Below are 18,339 nucleotides of genomic sequence, written 5' to 3'. Positions count from 1 at the left end.
GGTCAGGGGTATGGAGGTGGCGCCCGGGCCCTTGCCGACGACGACGTCGACGCGGAAGTCCTCCATGGCCAGGTAGAGCATCTCCTCGGCCGTACGAGCCAGCCGGTGGATTTCATCGATGAAGAGGACGTCGCCCTCCTCCAGGGAGGACAGGATCGCGGCGAGGTCGCCGGCGTGTTGGATGGCCGGGCCGGAGGTGATGCGTAGGACGCCGTCGACCTCGTTGGCAATAATCATGGCCAGGGTGGTTTTGCCCAGGCCGGGAGGGCCGGACAACAGCACATGGTCGGGCACGTTCCCGCGGGCCAGCGCGGCGCGCAGCACGACCGAGAGCTGGCCGCGCACCACCTGCTGACCGACGAAGTCCTCCAGGCGCTTGGGCCGCAGGGCGGCCTCGGCGGCGCGCTCGGTCTCATCGGCGCCGCCGCCCACAATGCGGCCGGCCGCATCCGGGCTGCTGGGGGCGGGATAATCAGCCACGGATACCTCCTCCTAGCCGGCGTAGTGCGGCGCGCAGCAGTTCGGGAACAGCCAGCGCGGCCCCGTCGGCATGTTCCGCCTCGACGGCGGCGACGGCACTGGTGGCGGTGGCCTCATTCCAGCCCAGCTGGACCAGCGCGGCCACGACGTCGGAGTTGGGCTCCTCCGTGGGCGCGACGACGGGTGCGGGGGCCGCATCGCTGGGAGGGCCGAGTTTGTCACCAATGTCGATGATGACCCGTTGGGCTCCCTTGGGTCCGAGACCGGGGACGCGTTTGAGAGCGGCGACATCCTCATTGGCGACGGCGCGGCGCAGCGCGTCAGGGGTGTGCACGGCCAGTACCGCGAGGGCGAGCTTGGCGCCCACTCCCTTCGCGCCGAGCAGCACCCGGAAGCAGTGGCGTTCGTCGGCGTCGGCAAACCCGAACAGGCTCAGCGAGTCCTCTCTCACGATGAGCTCGGTGTGCACGAAGCCCTCCTCGCCGACGCGCAGTGCGGACAGGGTGGCGGGCGTGGCCTGGAAGGTCATGCCGACGCCGCCGACCTCGATGGTCGCGCTGGCGAGGGAGACCTCGAGGACTTCTCCGCGCAGTGAGGAGATCATGCGGTTCCTTGCGGGTGGCGTGGTGGATGGTGAGCGAGCCCGACGTCGAACACCTGTTCAAACACTGTCTGAGGTTAGCAGGGCTAGGGGTGCCGGACGGCACCCGCCCCTCCGGCGCGCCGGGATCAGCGCGCGTACCGGCGCGGGTCAACAGCACCGGTACGGCGAGCGCGCGCCTGGGCGGCGGCCCACGCCTGCTGGGCGGGGGTGCGGGCGCTGGCGCGGATGGAACCGCCCGCCGAGACCATGTCCGTGCCGCCGTCGATGCCGGTTCCGCCGCCGCGCCAGCCATGACAAATCGCCTGGGCGAGGGCGTCGGCGGCGTCGGCGGGGCGCGGCGGAGCCTCAAGCCCGAGGATGCGCTGCACCATGGCCTGCACCTGAGCCTTGCCGGCCGTGCCGGAGCCAGTGACCGCCGCCTTGGCCTCGCTGGGCGTGTGCTGCGCGACCTCCAGGCCGGCGCGGGCCCCGGCCACCATGACGACGCCGATCACCTGGGCCACGGAGATGACCGAGCGGAGGTTGTCCTGGGCGAAGACCCGCTCCACCGAGAGGCTGGTCGGAGCCAGGCGTGCGATCCAGTCGTCCAGCGCCTCGGCAATGGCCAGCAGGCGCAGCTCGGGGCTCTGCGACGGGGGCGTGCGTACCACCCCGACCTGCACCAGCCTGACGCGCCGGCGGGGGTCGATGTCGACGCACCCCAGGCCGCAGCGGGTCATGCCGGGGTCGATTCCCAGCACCCGCTGCTCGGCGATGTTTGCCTCGGGGCGGGAGGGGCGCTTACTCGTCATCCGCCTCGAGCCCGGCGGCCACCTCGGGGGTGATGTCCACCGAGGTGAACACGTTCTGCACGTCGTCGAGGTCCTCCAGGGCGTCAACGAGCCGCATGACCTTACGGGCGCCGTCCAGATCGACCGCGACCGTGGTGCCGGCCACGAACTGGGACTCGGCCGACTCGTAGTCCATACCGGCCTCGGTGATGGCGGTACGCACCGCGACCAGGTCACCCGGTTCGGAGATGACCTCGAAGGACTCGGCGCCCTCGACGACCTCTTCCGCGCCCGCGTCGAGCACGGCCATGAGGATGGTGTCCTCGTCAATGCCGTCACCCTTGGCGACCTCCACGACGCCCTTGCGGGTGAAGTTGTAGGCCACCGAGCCGGGGTCGGCGAGGCTGCCGCCGGTGCGGGTGAAGGCCGTGCGCACGTCGGAGGCGGCCCGGTTGCGGTTATCGGTGAGGCACTCCACCAGGAAGGCAACACCCTCGGGGCCGTAGCCCTCATACATGATGGTCTGCCAGTCGGCGCCGCCGGCCTCCTCGCCACTGCCGCGCTTGACGGCGCGGGTGATGTTGTCGGCGGGGACGGAGTTCTTCTTGGCCTTCTGGATGGCGTCGAACAGGGTGGGGTTGCCGGCGGGGTCGCCGCCGCCGGTGCGGGTGGCCACCTCGATGTTCTTAATGAGGCGGGCGAAGAGCTTGCCGCGCTTGGCGTCGATGGCGGCCTTCTTGTGCTTGGTGGTGGCCCACTTGGAGTGACCCGACATGTGTTCTCCTTGCAGTCTCGTGGGAGTCGTCTCGCTCGGTCCGGCCGATCAGCGGTAGCCGGAGCGGACTCGCATACGCGCTCATTCTAGTGGATGGATTCGACAGGGGTGTGGGGCCCGTTCTGGCTGGGGTTGGTGTGAAGGCGCCGGATGGTTGTCGACGCCGGGCAGCGCCCGCCGCCATCCGCTCCCCCTCACCGAAACCGGCACAAATAACACGCCGAAACCGGCACTTGTAACGTGCCGAAACCGGCACTAATGACGTGCCGGAACCGAGCAATATGGCGGCGGCCGGTGCGCGTCGACGCTGCGGGTTGGGTTGTGCTGCGCGAGCGGGTGCGTCTCGTAGTGTGGTGGCAATTCCCGCGAGGGTTTCCTCTGGTAGGGGGCATCGTGGGAGCCCAGATTCTCGACCAAGATTCACCAGGAAGGTTCGCCCACGATGCCCGAGAACAAGTCTGCCGTGCCCCGCGCTGATCCAGGAAGTCCTTGCGGACCCCGACCTGGCTCATGACGGGTGTCTTCCGGCGTCTGCTTCAGGCGGGGTTGCAGGACCTTGTGGACGCCGAGGCCACCGCCAAGATCGGTGCCGGCCGCTACGAGCGCACCCAGGCGCGACGCACACGCCGTAACGGCACCCGCCCTAAGAAGCTGGCGACCACCGCCGGGGAGGTCGACCTGGCCATCCCCAAGCTGCGGAAGGGCTCGTTCTTCCCGTCCCTGCTCAATCCCCGCAAGAGGGCGGGGCAAGGCACTGTATGCGGTGATCTGCACCGCCTGGACCTGTCGGAGTATCCACTAGGAAGGTGGACGAGCTCGTTAAGGCCCTGGGCAACGAGTCCGGTATTTCCAAGGCGACGGTGTCCCGGGTCTGCAAGGACATTGATGAGGGCGTGGGCGAGTTCCTGCCCCTGGCCCCCGGGGTCCACACTTGGTTCCCCCACTGCCTGTTCGTCGACGCCACCTACCTGGACGTGCGGGTCAACCATCGGGTGGTCTCCCAAGCACTGGTGGTCGCCACCGGGGTGTCTGCGCAGGGCAGGCGGGAGATCCTGGGGATGGCCCTGGGCGACGCGGAGACGACGGACTTGTTGGGCCACCGTTCCTGCGGTCCCTGCGCCAGCGGGGCCTGAAAGTGCCCACCAGTCCAGGACCCCGAGGGGGTGGTGCTGGTCACCAGTGACGCCCACTCGGGCATCAAGGCCGCGGCCCGAGGCGATCGGGCCCGGGGCGTCCTGGCAGCGGTGCCGGGAACCATTTCGCCCGCAACGCTCGCCTCCAAGCTGGGGTCGGCACACTCCAAGCCCGCAGGCGCCCTGATCCCCGGCGATATTCGCCCAAACCACCCGCGCGGCCGTGGCGGACACCTTCAAGCAGCCCGCCGCCTCCCTGCGCTCCTCGTTCCCCGAAGTTGCTGAAATGCTGGCTGAGGCCGAGCCGGACGCAGGCCGCCTTCGCAGCCTTCCCCCGCGAGCACTGGCAGAAGATCTGGACGGGCAACCCCATCGAGCGGCTCAACCGGGAGATCAAGCGCCGCACGGATGTGGTCCAGGTCTTCCCCGACCGCGACAGCGTCACCCGCCTGGTCGGCGCCGTCCTCCAAGAACAGCACGAGGAATGGCAGTACGGGGAGCGCCGCTACCTGTCCGAGACCTCACTACGCAAGCTCACCCACATCCTCCACGAGCAAGCCGAAACCGCCCACCCCGTCATGGCCATCACCGCCTAGAACATTTACACCACACCAAGAGACTTGACCGCGCGAGCCCGCCCGGTCGGGGTGCCGACGACCAAGGCGTTGGTGGCTGGGCTGCCCGTCCTGGGATCTGGCACGACCCTATGCGTCTAGCTCCTCACCCAGCCCGATCGAATACGACCCTTTGGGTCTAAAACTCCCGCACGGAACCGAGGCCTCCGGTCACAAGGGTCGTATTCGAGTTCCACCTGCCGGAACACACCCGGGAAGCGCTCCCGCGGCAGGCCCCTGGAGCGACTGCCACACCGCATTGAGAACGTCGGCGACGCCGTACGCCGTCAACGCCCCGGACCCCGGGGGCGTCGAGCCACAGCAGCACCCGCCTCGTCATATCGACCGGTTTCGATACGTCACTTGTGCCGGTTTCGGCACGTTACAAGTGCCGGTTTCGGTGACACTATGCGATGCCCTCGTCAATGCGCCGCACGGCACCGTCCCAGCCGTCCATGAGCTCGTGGGCCAGACGCGGCAGGATCCGGGGATATATGGTCAGGCCCTGCGTGACCGCGGCGTCGAGTTCGTTCAGCTCCCACCAGCGCAGGGAGTCGAGTACCTCCTGCTCGGCTGCGGTCCACCCGGAACGGTCGATTGCCACATCAGCGGAGCCCAAGTGGGCGAGGTAGAACAGCTCGTCCTGGCGACACGTGACCCGGTTGAACACGAATAGCGCACGTCGCTCCACCACCGGTCCGGTCAGGGCCGCGGCGGACAGGCCGATGCCGGTTTCCTCGGCCAGTTCGCGCCGCGCCCCGTGCACCGGGGTTTCGCCCGGCAGCAGCCCGCCGCCGGGGGTGAAGGCCCACACGTGGGAGGCATCGCCGAAGTCGTGTCCGATGACGAGCAGGATGGCGGGGCGTGGCTCCCGCCGCAGCGCGATGACGCGGGCCGCTCTGCGGAAGGGCAGCCCTTCGGCGTTGAGGCGCCATTCGGCCGGGTCGAGCAGTTCGTTCCAGTTCTCCGGCACCCGCTCGGGGTCACGGCCATCCTCGGCCAGCCGCGCTCCCGGTCGCCGGGGCATATGACGGTCACCTGCTGAAGGCATGACGACTCCCGGACAGGGTCTGGAGCAGCGACGCTTCATGAGCGGCGAAGTCGGCGTCGGCGTGACCGTCGATGGCCTGCTGGCGCAGTTGAGCCAGCGCCGATGCCGCCTCCAGGAAATCCCCCATGGCGCGGGCTGCGACCGGCCCGCGGCTCTTGGCCCACCGCCGTGCGGCAGACCGGCCCGCACCGGTGGTGATCATGGTCACCTCTGCGGGTGAGAACCAGCCAGCACGCTGGTAGTCGGCGAGCCGCTGACGCATGGTCATGCGTTCGCTCCAGCGCAGCCAGATCACCAGACCGATGGCGGCGATGAAAAAGGGGATGGCGACGAAGAAGTACAGGGACGGGTCGTTGGCCAGCATGCCGTTCCAGAAGGCGTGCAGGACGATCGCACAGCTGAGTCCGAGCGGGGTCATCCACATCCAGGCCAGGGACGAACGCATGCGTGCACTCGCGCCAATCGCCAGGCCGGTGCAGGCGGTGAAGGTGACATGGGCGAACGGAGAGGCGATGCCGCGCATGAGGAAGGTGACCAGCAGCGCATCGGAGTACTGGACGAAGTACAGGATGTTCTCGGCGAAGGCGAATCCCGCCGCAACCACGGAGGCGTACACAATGCCATCGACGGCACCGTTGAAGGTGCGCCGCCAGATGAGGAAAATAACGAGGACGCCCAGACCCTTGGTGCTCTCCTCAATGACCGGCGCGGTCACCACCGCCGAGACCAGCTCACCGCCGGTGACCGAACCGGTAGCGGAGGAGACCAGCAGGGAGGCGGAGGTGTTGACCACCAGCGAGATGACGGTGGCCACGCCGGCACCCCAGAGGAAGGCGGCGATGAGAATACCGGGGGGCTCGGGCTCCCAGCGGTCGATCCAACGCACGGTGACGAGGACGATTGACAGGGGCACCAGCGCCAGCAGGATGGGGACCAGCAGTTCGGAGGCCGCCCCCGCGGTCGAGGAGTAGATGATCCACAACATGAGGACCAGTCCTGCCGCCCCCACCACGGCCAGCACGGTGCTGGCCACGGCGCCGCGACGCCGGTGCACCATGGCTTGGGGGGTCCATGACACGTGCGGTGAAGGCGTTGGCTGCACCTGAGGGTACTGAGGGTATCCGGAACGTTGATAACCCGGGCGCGGCGTCCACCCGCTCCGGGGGCCGTACGGGTCGCTCATGTTCCGGCCTCCATCGTTCCGCTCTCAGCCGGCCCACCATCCGACGGTACGGTGATGTCGTCGTCAATGTCGAAGGTCTGTGGCAGGGGTGCGTGCCCCGCCAGGTGCAGCAGACGTACATCCAGGCGGCTGCGCAGGCGCTGAGCCTCGGCCACATGCGTGTTGTGGAAGCGGCGGGCCAGCACCAGTCGGTAGGAGGACTTGTCGAGGCGTTCCAGCATGTCATGACCCACCGGATCGGCGGCGATGGACTCCCGCGCCTGGGCGCTGACAATGGTGCGGATGACCCGGGATAAGTCGGATTCGATGCGGGACCGGCTGCGGGCCTCGTCCTCGACGGGCGCGTCCCGGCGCAGCGCGTCGGTGTCCAGGCCGTCTTCGACGAGTGGGCCGTCGGCGTCCAGCGCATCGTAGGCGGCGCGCGAGAGTATGAGCGCAGAGGCGGGGTCGAGCACTCCGGCAGCCGCCAGGTCTGCGGCCGCCTGTGCCCGGTGGACGAGCTGAGCCTCAAGCGTAGCGCGTGCACCCAGCACCTGCCGGTGCAGCCGGTCCACCCGCAGCGCCTTGGCGTATAGGGACCAAGCGACGGCGAGGATGACGAGAGCGATGGCAAGAATGACGACGGCCGGGACCAGCCAGTCGAGTGGACCGTGCGGATGCGGGGGCGGGGGAAGCACAGGCATATGCGGCGGTCCTCTCCCTCAGTAGTCTTCCAGCGCATCGCGCAGCCGACCCATGACGGTACGTGTGCCGGGGGCGGGGCGCAAGCGGGTGTGGGCGGTAGACAGGGCCATGTCGTACACGTCCAGGACCGCGTCGGTGACGGCGGACCAGTCGTAGCGGCCCACCGCCGTCGCCGCGTTGGCACGCCGGGCGTCGGCGGCAGCCGTATCGGTGAGCGTGTCGATGACGGCACGGGCGAGGTCGGCGCCGTCGCCGGTGCGGAACAGGGCGCCGTAGGCGCCGCCGTCGAGCACGTCGGAGAAGGCGGTCAGGTCGGAGGCGATCACATGCGTCCCGGCGGCCATCGCCTCCACCAGCACGATGCCAAAGGACTCCCCACCGGTCTGGGGCGCCACGTAACACGAGCAAGAGGCGAGCATGGCGGCCTTGTCCGCGTCGGAGATGCCGCCGAGGAAAACGACCCGGTCGCCGTAGGGCGCCAATGCCGCGCGCTGTTCCTCGGCCTCGCCGCGTCCGGCGATGAGGAAGCGAGCGGAGGGGATCGTCTCCAGCACCGTCGGGATGGCCCGGGCCAGAACCTGCAGCCCCTTGCGGGGTTCGTCCAGGCGGCCGAGGAAGGAGATGGTGGGCGCCTCGGGCGTCCCAACGTAGCGGGCATCATCCTTGGGGGCGGAGGCGAAGGGAGCCACGTATACGCCATTGGGGATGACCACGGCGTCGCCGCCGTGATACTGGATGAGGGTGCGGCGCGCCTCTTCGGAGACGGCGATGCGGGCGGTGAGCTTTTCCAGGAGGGGCACGGCCACCGGGGAGAGCAGCTCTCGCGCCAAGGAGCGGTCCATGGCGGCGTGGAAGGTGCCGACGACGGGCCCTTGGGTGGCCTGAAGCGTGAGCATGCCGACGCTGGGAGTGATGGGTTCGTGGATGTGCAGCAGGTCGAAGTTGCCGGCCTCCAGCCACTTGCGTGCACGGCGCGCGACTGCGGTGCCGAAGTTGAGGCGCGCGACCGACCCGTTGTAGGGGATGGCGATGGCGTCACCGGCGCTGGTGACCCAATCCGGTAGCTCGGTGTGCGCGGAGGCGGGAGCCAGTACCTCAGCCTCATGCCCGCGGCTGCGCAGCTCACGGGCCAGGTCCATGACATGCACCTGGACACCGCCGTGAGCGTCGAGCGAATAGGGACACACCAAGCCGATTCTCATGGCTGCGGCTCCTGCTCGCTGTCCCCCGTCGTCAGCGGTGCGGCCGCCTCGGCGGCGTGTCGCCGGGCCAGGCGCTCGGGGTCAAGGTCAGCTTCGAAGACCGCCTGAAGCATGTGCCAGTCGGAGGCGTGCTCGCGCAGGTATGGGGAGACCGCGGCGGTCCAGGCTCGGGTCCAGGCGGTGATCTTCTCCCGTCCGCTCAGGCCCGCGGGCGCATCCACCGGCTGGATGGTGAGCACGATGCCCCAGGGGGATCCGGCCCGGCGACGACGTTCGCCATTCAGGCGCTCGTAGTGCAATGAAGCGACGTACAGGGGCAGGTCCAGACGTTCCGCCAGCGCCGCCGGACCGGCGGCAGCACGCGCCGGGTACCCGCACAGCTCGGTTCGGATGCCGGAGCTGGACAGGTCGCGGTCGGCGAGCAGGGCCACCACGTAATGGCCCTGCGTGGTGGCGTCGACGAGCCGGTCGAAGACCTTCTCGCCGCGGCCCTGCCCGATGACGCGCATGCCGAGGCCCTCGCGGAAGGTGACGAACTGCTCGAACAGGTCGGCGGGTTCGAGCCGTTCGGCGACGGTGAGTACCTGGGCCAGTTCCTGGCTGGCCCACGCGCCGGCGAGGTCCCAGTTGCCCATATGGGGCAGGGCGATGACGATGGAGCCGCGGTCGAGGTCCGTGTGGGCGCGCGGGTCGATGTCGGGACGCACACGTGCCCGGATCTGTTCCAGGCTCATTCCCGGCAGGGCGAAGGCCTCGTAGAAGTAGCGCATGTAGGAGCGCATGCCGGCACGGGAGGCGCGCCGAATCTCACGGGCGGTGGTCTCGGCGGGCAGAACCCGTGCCAGATTCTTCTCCAGCTGCCCCACCCCCTTGTCTCCCCCGCGCAAGCGGTGCAGGGCCCAGGCGGCGTCGGCCCCCAGTGCGGACAGCCCGTATCCGAGGCGACTGGGCAGCCGGTGCACGTGCTTCCAGGCGAAGCGGTACAGGTCCTGGGTTCCGATGCTCATCGACGTCCCTCCGGCTGGGCGGGGCGGGACAGCTGGGCGCGTACCGTCGCGACCCGCTGGATGACGGTGACCAGCGAGCCGACGGCGACGAGCGCGAGCGCCAGGGTCAGCACCCAGACCGGCGCGCCCAGGCCGACGGCGAGAACCCCGACTGCCGCGACCACGAGTCGGTCGGTGCGCTCAGCGATCCCGACTGCGGCGGTGGCACCGACGGACTCGGCACGCGCCCTGGCGTAGGGGACCGTAGCGGCCAGGACGACGGCGGCCACCGCGATCGCGATGGTCCAGGTCCTCAAGGGGCCAGGGGCCAGATGGAGGGCCGCCCATACGGCGAGGGAGCCGAAGATGGCGCCGTCGGCCAGACGGTCCATGGTGGAGTCCAGGAAGGCGCCGAAGGCGGAGCTCGTGCCGGTCAGGCGGGCGAGGATGCCGTCGAAGGAGTCGCCCACGAGCACAAGCGCCAGCAGAATCGGGCCCAGAATGAAGCGGCCTTGCGGAAGGGTGAGCACGGCGACGGTGATCGTGAGCACGGTTCCGGCGACGGTGAGCATATTGGGGGTGATGCCGACCCGCGCCATGAGCCGGGCCGGTCGGGTGAACAAGGCCTTGGTCAAGCCCCGTCCGTGTTGTCCAAGCATGCGGTGGTCCTCAGCTTTATCGGCAGTATCTGCGGTGTCAGCGGGTCAGTCAGCCTCGAGCGCGATCGGCGCGTCCAGCCAGGCGGCAGCGAGCAGGTCGCGCTGCTGGCCGAGCAGCTGGGGAACGGGCTTCGTCTTGCCGATAATCGGCATGAAGTTGGCGTCCCCCCGCCACCGCGGCACCACATGCTGGTGCAGGTGGGCGGCAATGCCCGCACCGGCCACCTCCCCCTGGTTCATTCCCAGGTTGAAGCCGTGCGGGTGCGATACGGCGCGCACCACCTCCATGGAGCGGGCGGTGAGCCGGCCGATTTCGGCACGTTCCGCGGCGGTGGCCTCGGTCCAGTCCGAGATGTGTCGGTAGGGGCACACGAGCAGGTGACCGGTGTTGTAGGGGTAGAGGTTCATGAGCACGTAGGCGTTCTCGCCACGGTGGACGATGAGCGCTTCGGTGTCGCTGCGCTCCGGGGCGGAGCAGAACGGGCACTGGGACGCCGAGGCATCGGTGGGCTTGTCCTGACCGTTGATGTAGACCATGCGGTGCGGGGTCCAGAGCCGACCGAAGGGGTCGGGCGCATCGGCGTGCTGGAAGGGCGCCTGGATGCGCACGCCGTCGACGACGGTGCCCTCCACGTCCCCGAGCGGATCGGGTAGCGCCGAATCAGTCATGGGTGAGCTTCTCCCCCGCCGGGTCGTTGACGCGCCGGGCGATAACGTCGGTGATGTGGGCGACCGCTTCGGCCACGGGCACGCCGTTGGTCTGGGCGCCGTCACGGAAGCGGAAGGAAACCGCCCCGGCGTCGGCGTCGTCCCCGCCGGCGATGAGGGTGAAGGGGATCTTGTCCTTAGCGGCGTTGCGGATCTTCTTGCCGAAGCGGTCGTCGGAGTGGTCCACCTCGACCCGCACGCCGCGCGCGCGCAGCTGGGCGGCGACGGTGTCGACGTAGCCGTCGAAGGCCTCGGCCACGGGGATGAGCCGGGCCTGTACCGGGGCGAGCCAAGCGGGGAAGGCGCCGGCGTAGTGCTCGGTGAGCACGCCGATGAAGCGTTCCACGCTGCCGAGCTTGGCCGAGTGGATCATGACCGGCCGCTGGCGGCTGCCGTCGGCGGCGGTGTACTCCAGCTCGAAGCGCTCGGGCTGGTTGAAGTCATACTGCACGGTGGACATCTGCCAGGTGCGGCCGATGGCGTCCTTGACCTGCACGGAGACCTTGGGGCCGTAGAAGGCGGCGCCGCCCGGATCGGGCACCAGCTCCAGGCCGGTCGCGGCGCAGGCCTCTTCCAGTACCCGGGTGGCCGCGGCCCAGTCGGCGTCCGAGCCGATGAACTTGTCCCGCTTGGCGCCGTCCTCATCACGGGTGGACAGCTCCAGGTAGAAGTCCGTGAGCCCGAAGTCGCGCAGAATATCCAGGAAAAAGTTGAGCAGCATGGTGATCTCCGCGCCAGCCTGCTCGGGGGTGCAGTAGGTGTGGGAGTCGTCCTGGGTGAAGCCTCGCATGCGGGTGAGCCCGTGCACCACGCCGCTCTTCTCGTAGCGATAGTCGCGACCCATCTCGAACAGCCGCAGCGGCAGCTCCCGGTAGGAGCGTCCGCGGGAGCGGAAGATCAAGTTGTGCATGGGGCAGTTCATGGCCTTGAGGTAGTACTCCTGACCAGCCTTGGTGACCTGGCCGTCGGCGTCGCGCTCCTCATCAACGTTCATAGGCGGGAACATGGTGTCCGCGTAGTAGGGCAGGTGTCCGGAGGTGTGGAACAAGCCGCCCTTGGAGATCTCCGGAGTGTGGACGAAGTCGAATCCCGCTTCCAGGTGCCGCTGGGTCACGTAGGACTCGATGATGTGCCGCAGCATGCCGCCCTTGGGGTGGAAGACCACCAGGCCCGGCCCGATCTCCTCGGGAAAGGAGAACAGGTCGAGTTCGGTGCCGAGCCGGCGGTGGTCCCGGCGCTCGGCCTCCTTGATGCGCTCCTGGTAGGCGACCAGGTCTTCCTTGGAGGCCCAGGCGGTGCCGTAGATGCGCTGCAACTGATCGTTGGCCTGATCGCCCTTCCAGTAGGCGGCCGACGACTTGGTTAAGGTGAAGCCGTTGCCGATGAGCCGGGTGGAAGGCAGGTGCGGGCCGCGGCACAGGTCGCTCCAGGCGACGGTGCCGTCGCGGCGGACGTTGTCATACATGGTTAGCCCGCCCTCCCCGACCTCGACGGCGGCGGACTCGGCGCCGGCGCCCTTGGTGGTGACCAGCTCGAGCTTGTAGGGCTGATCGGCCAGCTCGGCGCGCGCCTCGGCCTCGGTGATGTCCCGACGGCGGAAGGTCTGGTTCTCCTTGACGATGCGCTTCATGCGCTTGACGATCTCGCGCATGAGCTCGGGAGTGACCGGGTCAATGGCGCCGAAGTCGTAGTAGAAGCCATCGGTGATGAAGGGGCCGATGCCGAGGTTGACCTCGGGGAAGAGCTCCTGGACGGCTTGCGCCATGACGTGGGTGGCCGAATGCCGCAGGATGTTGAGCCCGTCCTCGCTGTCCAGCGTGATCGGCTCCACCTGCGCTCCGGCCGGCAGTTGGCGTTCCAAGTCCCACGGCTCGCCGTTCACGCGCATGGCGACGACGCGGTCGGACTTGATCTGGTCGGCGAACAGCGCCGTACCCGTCGTGCCCGCCTCGAGGCTGCGTGGTGCGCCGTTGAGGATGATGTCGATACTGGACTGGGTGGACACGGGGCTCTCCTGCGAATCGGTGACGGCCCGCGCGGTAGTAGTGCGCGCGCCTGGCACGGAATCATAACCAGTACCTGGGCGGCAACGGCTCCGGGGCTACATGCCGAGCCGGTCACGCACCAGGTGCCGGGCCCGGCGCGCCTGCACCAGCGTGCGGTAGACGAGCGGGTGCACGGGGATATCCCAGGCGCCGTCAACCTCGGTGGGGTGACTGGCGAAGCGCCGCTTGTACCGGCCCACGGTGTACAGCTCGGGCACGCGGGAGGACTCCGCCCCCATGAGGTCCAAGCCGGTCATTCCCTCGGCGGCGAGCTGGCATGCCACGAACCAGTCGAGCGCCTCGGCCCCGCGGAAAGTGCGGGACTCGTTGGAGGAGGCGCCGTAGTAGGCCGTCGCCTGTTTGCCGGAGACGGTGACGATGTCCCAGCAGTGGGGCACCCCGTCGCGTCGCAGCACGAACACGCGCGCGTGACTCGGGCCCAGCGACGTGAGCATGTCCCAGTAGGTCTGGGAAGGGTGGGGGCGGAAGCCGTCGCGCTTGGCGGTGGCGACGAGGACCGCGTAGAGATCCTCGAACTGTGCCCGGTCCAGCCCGGTTTCCTCGGCGAGTTGGCAGCCGGCTTCGCGGGCCACGCGTTCCGCTCGGCGCACGCCCCGCCGCCCGTCCTTGGGCATGGCTGCGCGGATTGCCTCGGGGTCGCCGGGGCGCAGATCAATGACGAAGGTGCGATCGTAGGTGATCGACGACATGAGCTCACGGGTATCCGGCGCCCGAAAGCGGGCGTGCAGCCTGAGGAAGACCACCCGATTGTCGCGGCGCCTGACTTCGCGCACCAGCAGGCGGCGCAGTTCGCGTTCGCGCTGTGGGGTCTGTTCTTTCAACCACACCGGTCCGTGCTTGGCCCACAGGAAGGTGAACCCGGCCACCTGGTAGCGGTACAGGGCGATAACGGCTACAGGTTTGCCATCAACGATGTAGGCGTACCGGCCGAACAGCGTCCGTCCCTGTGTGCGTTCGAAGGCCTCCCAGGGCTCGAGCTGTTCCAGCGGAGCCGGAGTGTTTCCGATAGCGAGGCGCATCTCGCGGGCCGTAAGCGAACGTAGCGCCGCCTGGGCGGTGTCGCTGCTGACCCCTGACCGCGGGTAGGTTGTCACAGCATAACCATAGGTGGCGCTCAGGGACTCCGCCTCATCCTGCAGCAGGATAATTGCTGCTCCCGGTTCCTCCTCGCGGCGGGGTCCGAGGGGCGCAGCTCACTGACGCGTGCGGGCGGCCCGACGCAGCAGCGGCTTGGGGTGGTAGCGGTGGAACTTGCGGTCGTGGTTGAGCTTCTGCGCCAGCACGATGAGGCGGCGGCGCACGGAGTGCTCGGCGGGATCCAGGAGCGGGTCAACCGCGGTCACGGACAGCCGCAGCACCCGTCGGCGCAGCTGCGGATCGTCCAACTGGTGGAGGACCAGGTGGCGCGGCAGCAGGCTGTAGAGCACCTCCCGGCGCGCCTCGCGCCGCGGCCCGGGCCTGCCGTCCACGAGGTCGGAGATCATGGGGACCAGCGGGTTGACTCCGGCGGCGCTCATGTAGAAGGAGTTCCGGCCAATGCGAGGGTTGACCTCGAAGAAGACGGCCTGCCCATCACGCGGATCGATTTTGACGTCGAAGTTGGCGAAGCCCCGATATCCCACCGAGGCTAGGAGTCGTTCGGCGGCCGCCCACAGCTCCGGGTAGGGCTCGGTGATCATGGCCACCGGGTTGCCGATGAGTGTGGGGGTGTGATCCTCGAGCAGAACCCGGGCCGAGCCGATCACCGTGATCTCCCCGGTGGAGGCAACGTAGGCGGTCACCGACCGCATGGCGTCGTCGTCTCCCGGGATGCGCTCCTGGATGAGGAAGGTTGAGTCGAAGCCGGCCCGCCGTAGGTCCTCCCACAGGGCGCTGAGCTGCTGGGGCGTGTCCAGGAAGTAGATCTTGCGCTTGCCCGGGAAGCTGAGCGAGTCCCAATCCGAGCCGATCGCCGCCTTGCCGACGAGCGGGAAGGGGATGTCGACCACCGGGTCACCGGCAGCCAGATCGGCCCCGCTGATGACCATCTGGCGGGGCGTGCGTAAACCCAGCGCAGCGCAGGCCTCGGCGAAGGCCACCTTGTTGCTGAGGTGATCCATGGCCTCCACCGATGGGAAGGGCACCACGTATTCCGGTTCGAGCTCATCGCGGCGGGTTGCCAGCGTGCGGGCCACCGAGTCCCGGTTGGCCATGACGATGGCGCTGCGCTCGTTGCGCCCGTGTACCAGCTCGCGCAACGTAGCCACGAGCGCGTCCTCGTCCTCCGCGCTGCGCGGCACGACGTCGATATAGGCCGACAGGACGATGGCCTCGATGGGACTGGCCGAGAGTAGCTTCACCCGCTGCCCGGTGGCGTCATGGAGCTGGCGGGCTAGCGCGTAGGCGCCGATGTCTCCACCGATGACGACCGGGAGCAGGTCGGGCCGCGCGGGCACATGACGCTGCGAGCGGGGCAAAGGGACCTCCTGCTGGGGTGCTGGTGGGCGATACTGGGATCGAACCAGTGACCTCTTCCGTGTCAGGGAAGCGCGCTCCCGCTGCGCCAATCGCCCGAGCGGATGACGGGACTCGAACCCGCGACCCTCACCTTGGCAAGGTGATGCTCTACCAACTGAGCCACATCCGCGTGTTGCCCTCCATCGGAGGCACGCGAGAAACCTAGCAGAGTGCGCGAGAGGCTGACAAATCCTCCCACCACCGTGCCGTCATGACCTCGATCACTCCCGCTTCGCCGCCGCACGGTGAGGCGCCTGCCGAGGAGCCGGTGGCGGCGGGCCGCGCCGCTGGAGCCGGTTTGCCGTGCTGAGGTGGCAATCCGTGGCACAGTTACCTCATGCACAGTCCCGCCACTACTTCCGGAGAACCGGCGCAACCAGATCAGATAGGGCAGCTTGAAGCGCAGCCCGAAGAACAGCCCGAGCGCGCGATCTGGCCGGGGCGGCCCTACCCGCTGGGCGCCAACTACGACGGGTCCGGCACCAACTTCGCCCTCTACTCCTCGGTGGCACAGGCCGTGGATCTGTGCCTGTTCGACGCCGACGGCGAGGAGACCCGCATACCGTTGACGGAGGAGGACGCGGATGTGTGGCACGCATACCTGCCCTCCGTCCAGCCCGGTCAGCACTACGGCTACCGGGTCCACGGCCCCTACGATCCTGCCGCCGGCCACCGCTGCGATCCCTCCAAGCTGCTTCTGGATCCCTACGCGAAGGCGATCTCCGGCGAGGTGACGGGCTCGCAGCGGCTGTACTCCTACAACTTCTCCGACCCCTCGATCCGCAACGAGGAGGACTCCGCCCCCGACACCATGCGCTCGGTGGTGGTCTCCCCCTTCTTCGACTGGGGCCGGGACCGGCCGCCCGGCCACGAGTACCACAACACCATCATCTACGAGGCGCATGTCAAGGGCATGACCGAGCTCAACCAGCGTATCCCGGAGCACCTGCGCGGCACCTACGCCGGCCTGGCCGAGCCCGCCGTCATTGAGCACCTCAAAGACCTGGGGATCACCGCGATCGAGCTCATGCCAGTGCACCAGTTCGTCAATGACTCCCACCTGCAGGAGAAGGGGCTGTCGAACTACTGGGGCTACAACACCATCGGCTACTTCGCCCCGCACAATGCCTACGCCGCCCACGGCTCCGATGGGCAGCAGGTGCAGGAGTTCAAGGCTATGGTCAAGGCCTTTCATGAGGCCGACATTGAGGTCCTCCTCGACGTCGTCTACAACCACACCGCCGAGGGCAATCACCTGGGCCCCACGCTGTCCTTCCGCGGCATTGACAACGCCGCCTACTACCGGCTCGTCGACGGCGATCAGGCGCACTACTTCGACACCACCGGGACCGGCAACTCCCTGCTCATGCGCTCCCCCGCGGTGCTGCAGTTGATTATGGACTCGCTGCGCTACTGGGCGGTGGAGATGCATGTGGACGGATTCCGCTTCGACCTGGCCTCCACGCTGGCACGCCAGTTCCACGAGGTCGACAAGCTCAGCGCGTTCTTCGACATCATCCACCAGGACCCGATCCTGTCCCGGCTCAAGCTCATCGCCGAACCCTGGGATGTGGGCGAGGGCGGCTACAACGTCGGCGAGTTCCCGGCGCTGTGGAGCGAGTGGAACGGCAAGTACCGGGATACGGTGCGCGACTTCTGGCGGGGCGAGCCCTCCACGTTGGGCGAGTTCGCCGCCCGCATCACCGGTTCCTCAGACCTCTACCAGCGCGCCGGCCGCACGCCTGTATCGAGCATCAACTTCGTCACCGCCCACGACGGCTTCACCCTCCACGACCTGGTTTCCTACAACGACAAGCACAACGAGGCCAACGGGGAGAACAACGCCGACGGAGCCTCCGACAACCGTTCGTGGAACTGCGGCGCCGAGGGCCCCACGGACGACCCCGACGTGCTGGCGCTGCGCGGCCGGCAGGTGCGCAACTTCATCGCCACCATGATGTTCAGCCAGGGCGTGCCCATGCTGTGCCACGGCGATGAGATGGGCCGCACCCAGAGAGGTAATAACAACGGCTACTGCCAGGACAACGAGACCACCTGGGTCAACTGGGACCTGACCGATGAGCAAGAGGACCTGCTGGAATTCACCCGCAACATGATCCGCCTGCGCCGGGAGCATCCGGTGCTGCGCCGACGCCGTTTCTTCACCGGTGCGGCCGGGCACGGCGGCGAGTCCGAGCTTGGCGAGATCGAGTGGCTCAGCCCCTCCGGCGCCCGCATGACCGACGAGGACTGGGACACCTGGTACGCCCGCGCCATGGCCGTCTTCCTCAACGGCGACGCCATTCACGAACCCGACGAACGCGGGCAGCGCATTACCGACGACTCCTTCCTGGCGCTGTTCAACGCCAGCGGTGAGGACATTGTCTTCACCCTGCCCGGACCGGGCCACAGCCCCCGCTGGCGCACCGTGCTGGATACCGCCCCGACCGCCGCGCCGCGGCCCGAGGAGGTGGCGACCGGCTCCGGTGAAGAGAGCGAGGCCGGGCAGCAGGTGACCGTCGAGGCGCACTCCATGCTCTTCCTCATCTCCATTCCCGACGCCGACACGACCCAGACGGGTGGGCACGCATGACCGCCACCAACCGCCACCTGCCGGCCCCCGGCCGACGCACCCCGGTGACCACCTACCGGCTGCAGCTGGGCGAGTCACTCACCTTCGACGATGTGCGCGCGCTGCTGCCCTACCTGGGCGAGTTGGGGGTCACCGACCTGTACCTCTCCCCCGTACTGGCCGCGAGCCCGGGTTCGACGCATGGCTACGACGTCGTTGACCACACCCATATTTCCGAAGCCATGGGCGGCCGGCAGGGCCTGGAGCGGCTGGCGCGCGACGCCCACGCGGCCGGCATGGGGGTGGTCGTGGATATTGTTCCCAACCACATGGCGGTGCCCACCCCCGTGTGGCAC

Annotated in this window: 16 protein-coding genes, 2 tRNA genes and 1 pseudogene; 3 read left to right on the top strand and 16 right to left on the bottom strand. The window is 68.5% G+C overall.

Annotated elements, in window-relative coordinates:
- The 4 genes from RWX45_RS02070 to RWX45_RS02055 all read right to left on the bottom strand — a co-directional run.
- Positions 1–480: AAA family ATPase (locus RWX45_RS02070; RefSeq protein WP_316022129.1), on the bottom strand; the 480-nt coding region annotated here is incomplete at its 3' end.
- On the bottom strand, positions 473–1,084 hold the full coding sequence (gene ruvA / locus RWX45_RS02065) for a Holliday junction branch migration protein RuvA (RefSeq protein ID WP_316022128.1): 612 nt from the start codon (positions 1,082–1,084) through the stop codon (positions 473–475). The genes RWX45_RS02070 and ruvA, both read right to left, overlap by 8 nt.
- A gap of 125 nt (positions 1,085–1,209) precedes the next feature.
- The gene (ruvC, locus tag RWX45_RS02060) at positions 1,210–1,875 is read right to left on the bottom strand and encodes a crossover junction endodeoxyribonuclease RuvC (RefSeq protein ID WP_316022127.1); all 666 of its coding nucleotides are present in this window, start codon (positions 1,873–1,875) and stop codon (positions 1,210–1,212) included.
- Positions 1,865–2,629, bottom strand: coding sequence for a YebC/PmpR family DNA-binding transcriptional regulator (locus tag RWX45_RS02055; RefSeq protein WP_316022126.1), 765 nt, complete (start codon positions 2,627–2,629; stop codon positions 1,865–1,867). The genes ruvC and RWX45_RS02055 overlap by 11 nt, the downstream gene beginning before the upstream one ends.
- A gap of 458 nt (positions 2,630–3,087) precedes the next feature.
- Between RWX45_RS02055 and RWX45_RS02050 the strand changes: the two are divergent.
- Positions 3,088–4,358 (top strand): annotated as a pseudogene (locus tag RWX45_RS02050) (IS256 family transposase).
- Between the two features lie 424 nt (positions 4,359–4,782).
- Here the strand turns inward: RWX45_RS02050 and RWX45_RS02045 are convergent.
- The 12 genes from RWX45_RS02045 to RWX45_RS01990 all read right to left on the bottom strand — a co-directional run bounded on the left by RWX45_RS02045 (position 4,783) and on the right by RWX45_RS01990 (position 15,541).
- A complete protein-coding gene (locus tag RWX45_RS02045; RefSeq protein WP_316022125.1) occupies positions 4,783–5,403 on the bottom strand; it encodes an NUDIX hydrolase in 621 nt (206 codons plus the stop codon).
- 7 nt (positions 5,404–5,410) lie between these two features.
- On the bottom strand, positions 5,411–6,484 hold the full coding sequence (locus tag RWX45_RS02040) for a PrsW family intramembrane metalloprotease (protein ID WP_316022124.1): 1,074 nt from the start codon (positions 6,482–6,484) through the stop codon (positions 5,411–5,413).
- A gap of 122 nt (positions 6,485–6,606) precedes the next feature.
- Positions 6,607–7,293 (bottom strand): hypothetical protein, encoded by a 687-nt coding sequence (locus RWX45_RS02035; RefSeq protein ID WP_316022123.1) that lies wholly within the window; start codon positions 7,291–7,293, stop codon positions 6,607–6,609.
- 18 nt (positions 7,294–7,311) lie between these two features.
- On the bottom strand, positions 7,312–8,496 hold the full coding sequence (locus RWX45_RS02030) for a glycosyltransferase family 4 protein (RefSeq protein WP_316022122.1): 1,185 nt from the start codon (positions 8,494–8,496) through the stop codon (positions 7,312–7,314).
- Positions 8,493–9,503, bottom strand: coding sequence for a phosphatidylinositol mannoside acyltransferase (locus tag RWX45_RS02025; protein WP_316022121.1), 1,011 nt, complete (start codon positions 9,501–9,503; stop codon positions 8,493–8,495). Before RWX45_RS02025 ends, RWX45_RS02030 begins: the two co-directional genes overlap by 4 nt.
- Complete coding sequence (gene pgsA / locus RWX45_RS02020) at positions 9,500–10,141, bottom strand: phosphatidylinositol phosphate synthase (RefSeq protein ID WP_316022120.1); 642 nt, start codon at positions 10,139–10,141, stop codon at positions 9,500–9,502. Before pgsA ends, RWX45_RS02025 begins: the two co-directional genes overlap by 4 nt.
- Positions 10,142–10,186: 45 nt before the next feature.
- The gene (locus RWX45_RS02015; protein WP_316022119.1) at positions 10,187–10,810 is read right to left on the bottom strand and encodes an HIT domain-containing protein; all 624 of its coding nucleotides are present in this window, start codon (positions 10,808–10,810) and stop codon (positions 10,187–10,189) included.
- Positions 10,803–12,854, bottom strand: coding sequence for a threonine--tRNA ligase (gene thrS, locus RWX45_RS02010; RefSeq protein WP_316022118.1), 2,052 nt, complete (start codon positions 12,852–12,854; stop codon positions 10,803–10,805). Before thrS ends, RWX45_RS02015 begins: the two co-directional genes overlap by 8 nt.
- A 96-nt stretch (positions 12,855–12,950) precedes the next feature.
- On the bottom strand, positions 12,951–14,009 hold the full coding sequence (locus tag RWX45_RS02005; RefSeq protein WP_316022117.1) for a lipid II:glycine glycyltransferase FemX: 1,059 nt from the start codon (positions 14,007–14,009) through the stop codon (positions 12,951–12,953).
- Positions 14,010–14,108: 99 nt separating this feature from the next.
- Positions 14,109–15,371 (bottom strand): carboxylate--amine ligase, encoded by a 1,263-nt coding sequence (locus tag RWX45_RS02000; RefSeq protein ID WP_316022116.1) that lies wholly within the window; start codon positions 15,369–15,371, stop codon positions 14,109–14,111.
- A 21-nt stretch (positions 15,372–15,392) separates the two neighbouring features.
- Positions 15,393–15,467, bottom strand: a tRNA-Val gene (locus RWX45_RS01995).
- A gap of 1 nt (position 15,468) precedes the next feature.
- Positions 15,469–15,541 (bottom strand) — tRNA-Gly (locus tag RWX45_RS01990).
- Positions 15,542–15,748: 207 nt separating this feature from the next.
- On the opposite strand from RWX45_RS01990, the gene glgX reads away from it, so the two are divergent.
- Positions 15,749–18,004, top strand: a complete 2,256-nt coding sequence (gene glgX / locus RWX45_RS01985) for a glycogen debranching protein GlgX (RefSeq protein ID WP_316022115.1) — start codon at positions 15,749–15,751, stop codon at positions 18,002–18,004.
- Positions 18,001–18,339: alpha-amylase family glycosyl hydrolase (locus tag RWX45_RS01980; RefSeq protein ID WP_316022114.1), on the top strand; the 339-nt coding region annotated here is incomplete at its 3' end. The genes glgX and RWX45_RS01980, both read left to right, overlap by 4 nt.

Origin of the sequence: Actinomyces sp. MRS3W, assembly GCF_032465695.1 — a bacterium.
In the GTDB taxonomy this organism is placed as follows: domain Bacteria; phylum Actinomycetota; class Actinomycetes; order Actinomycetales; family Actinomycetaceae; genus Actinomyces.
The sequence above is the reverse complement of the archived record's forward strand: the minus strand, read 5'-3'. Positions and strand labels throughout refer to the sequence as shown.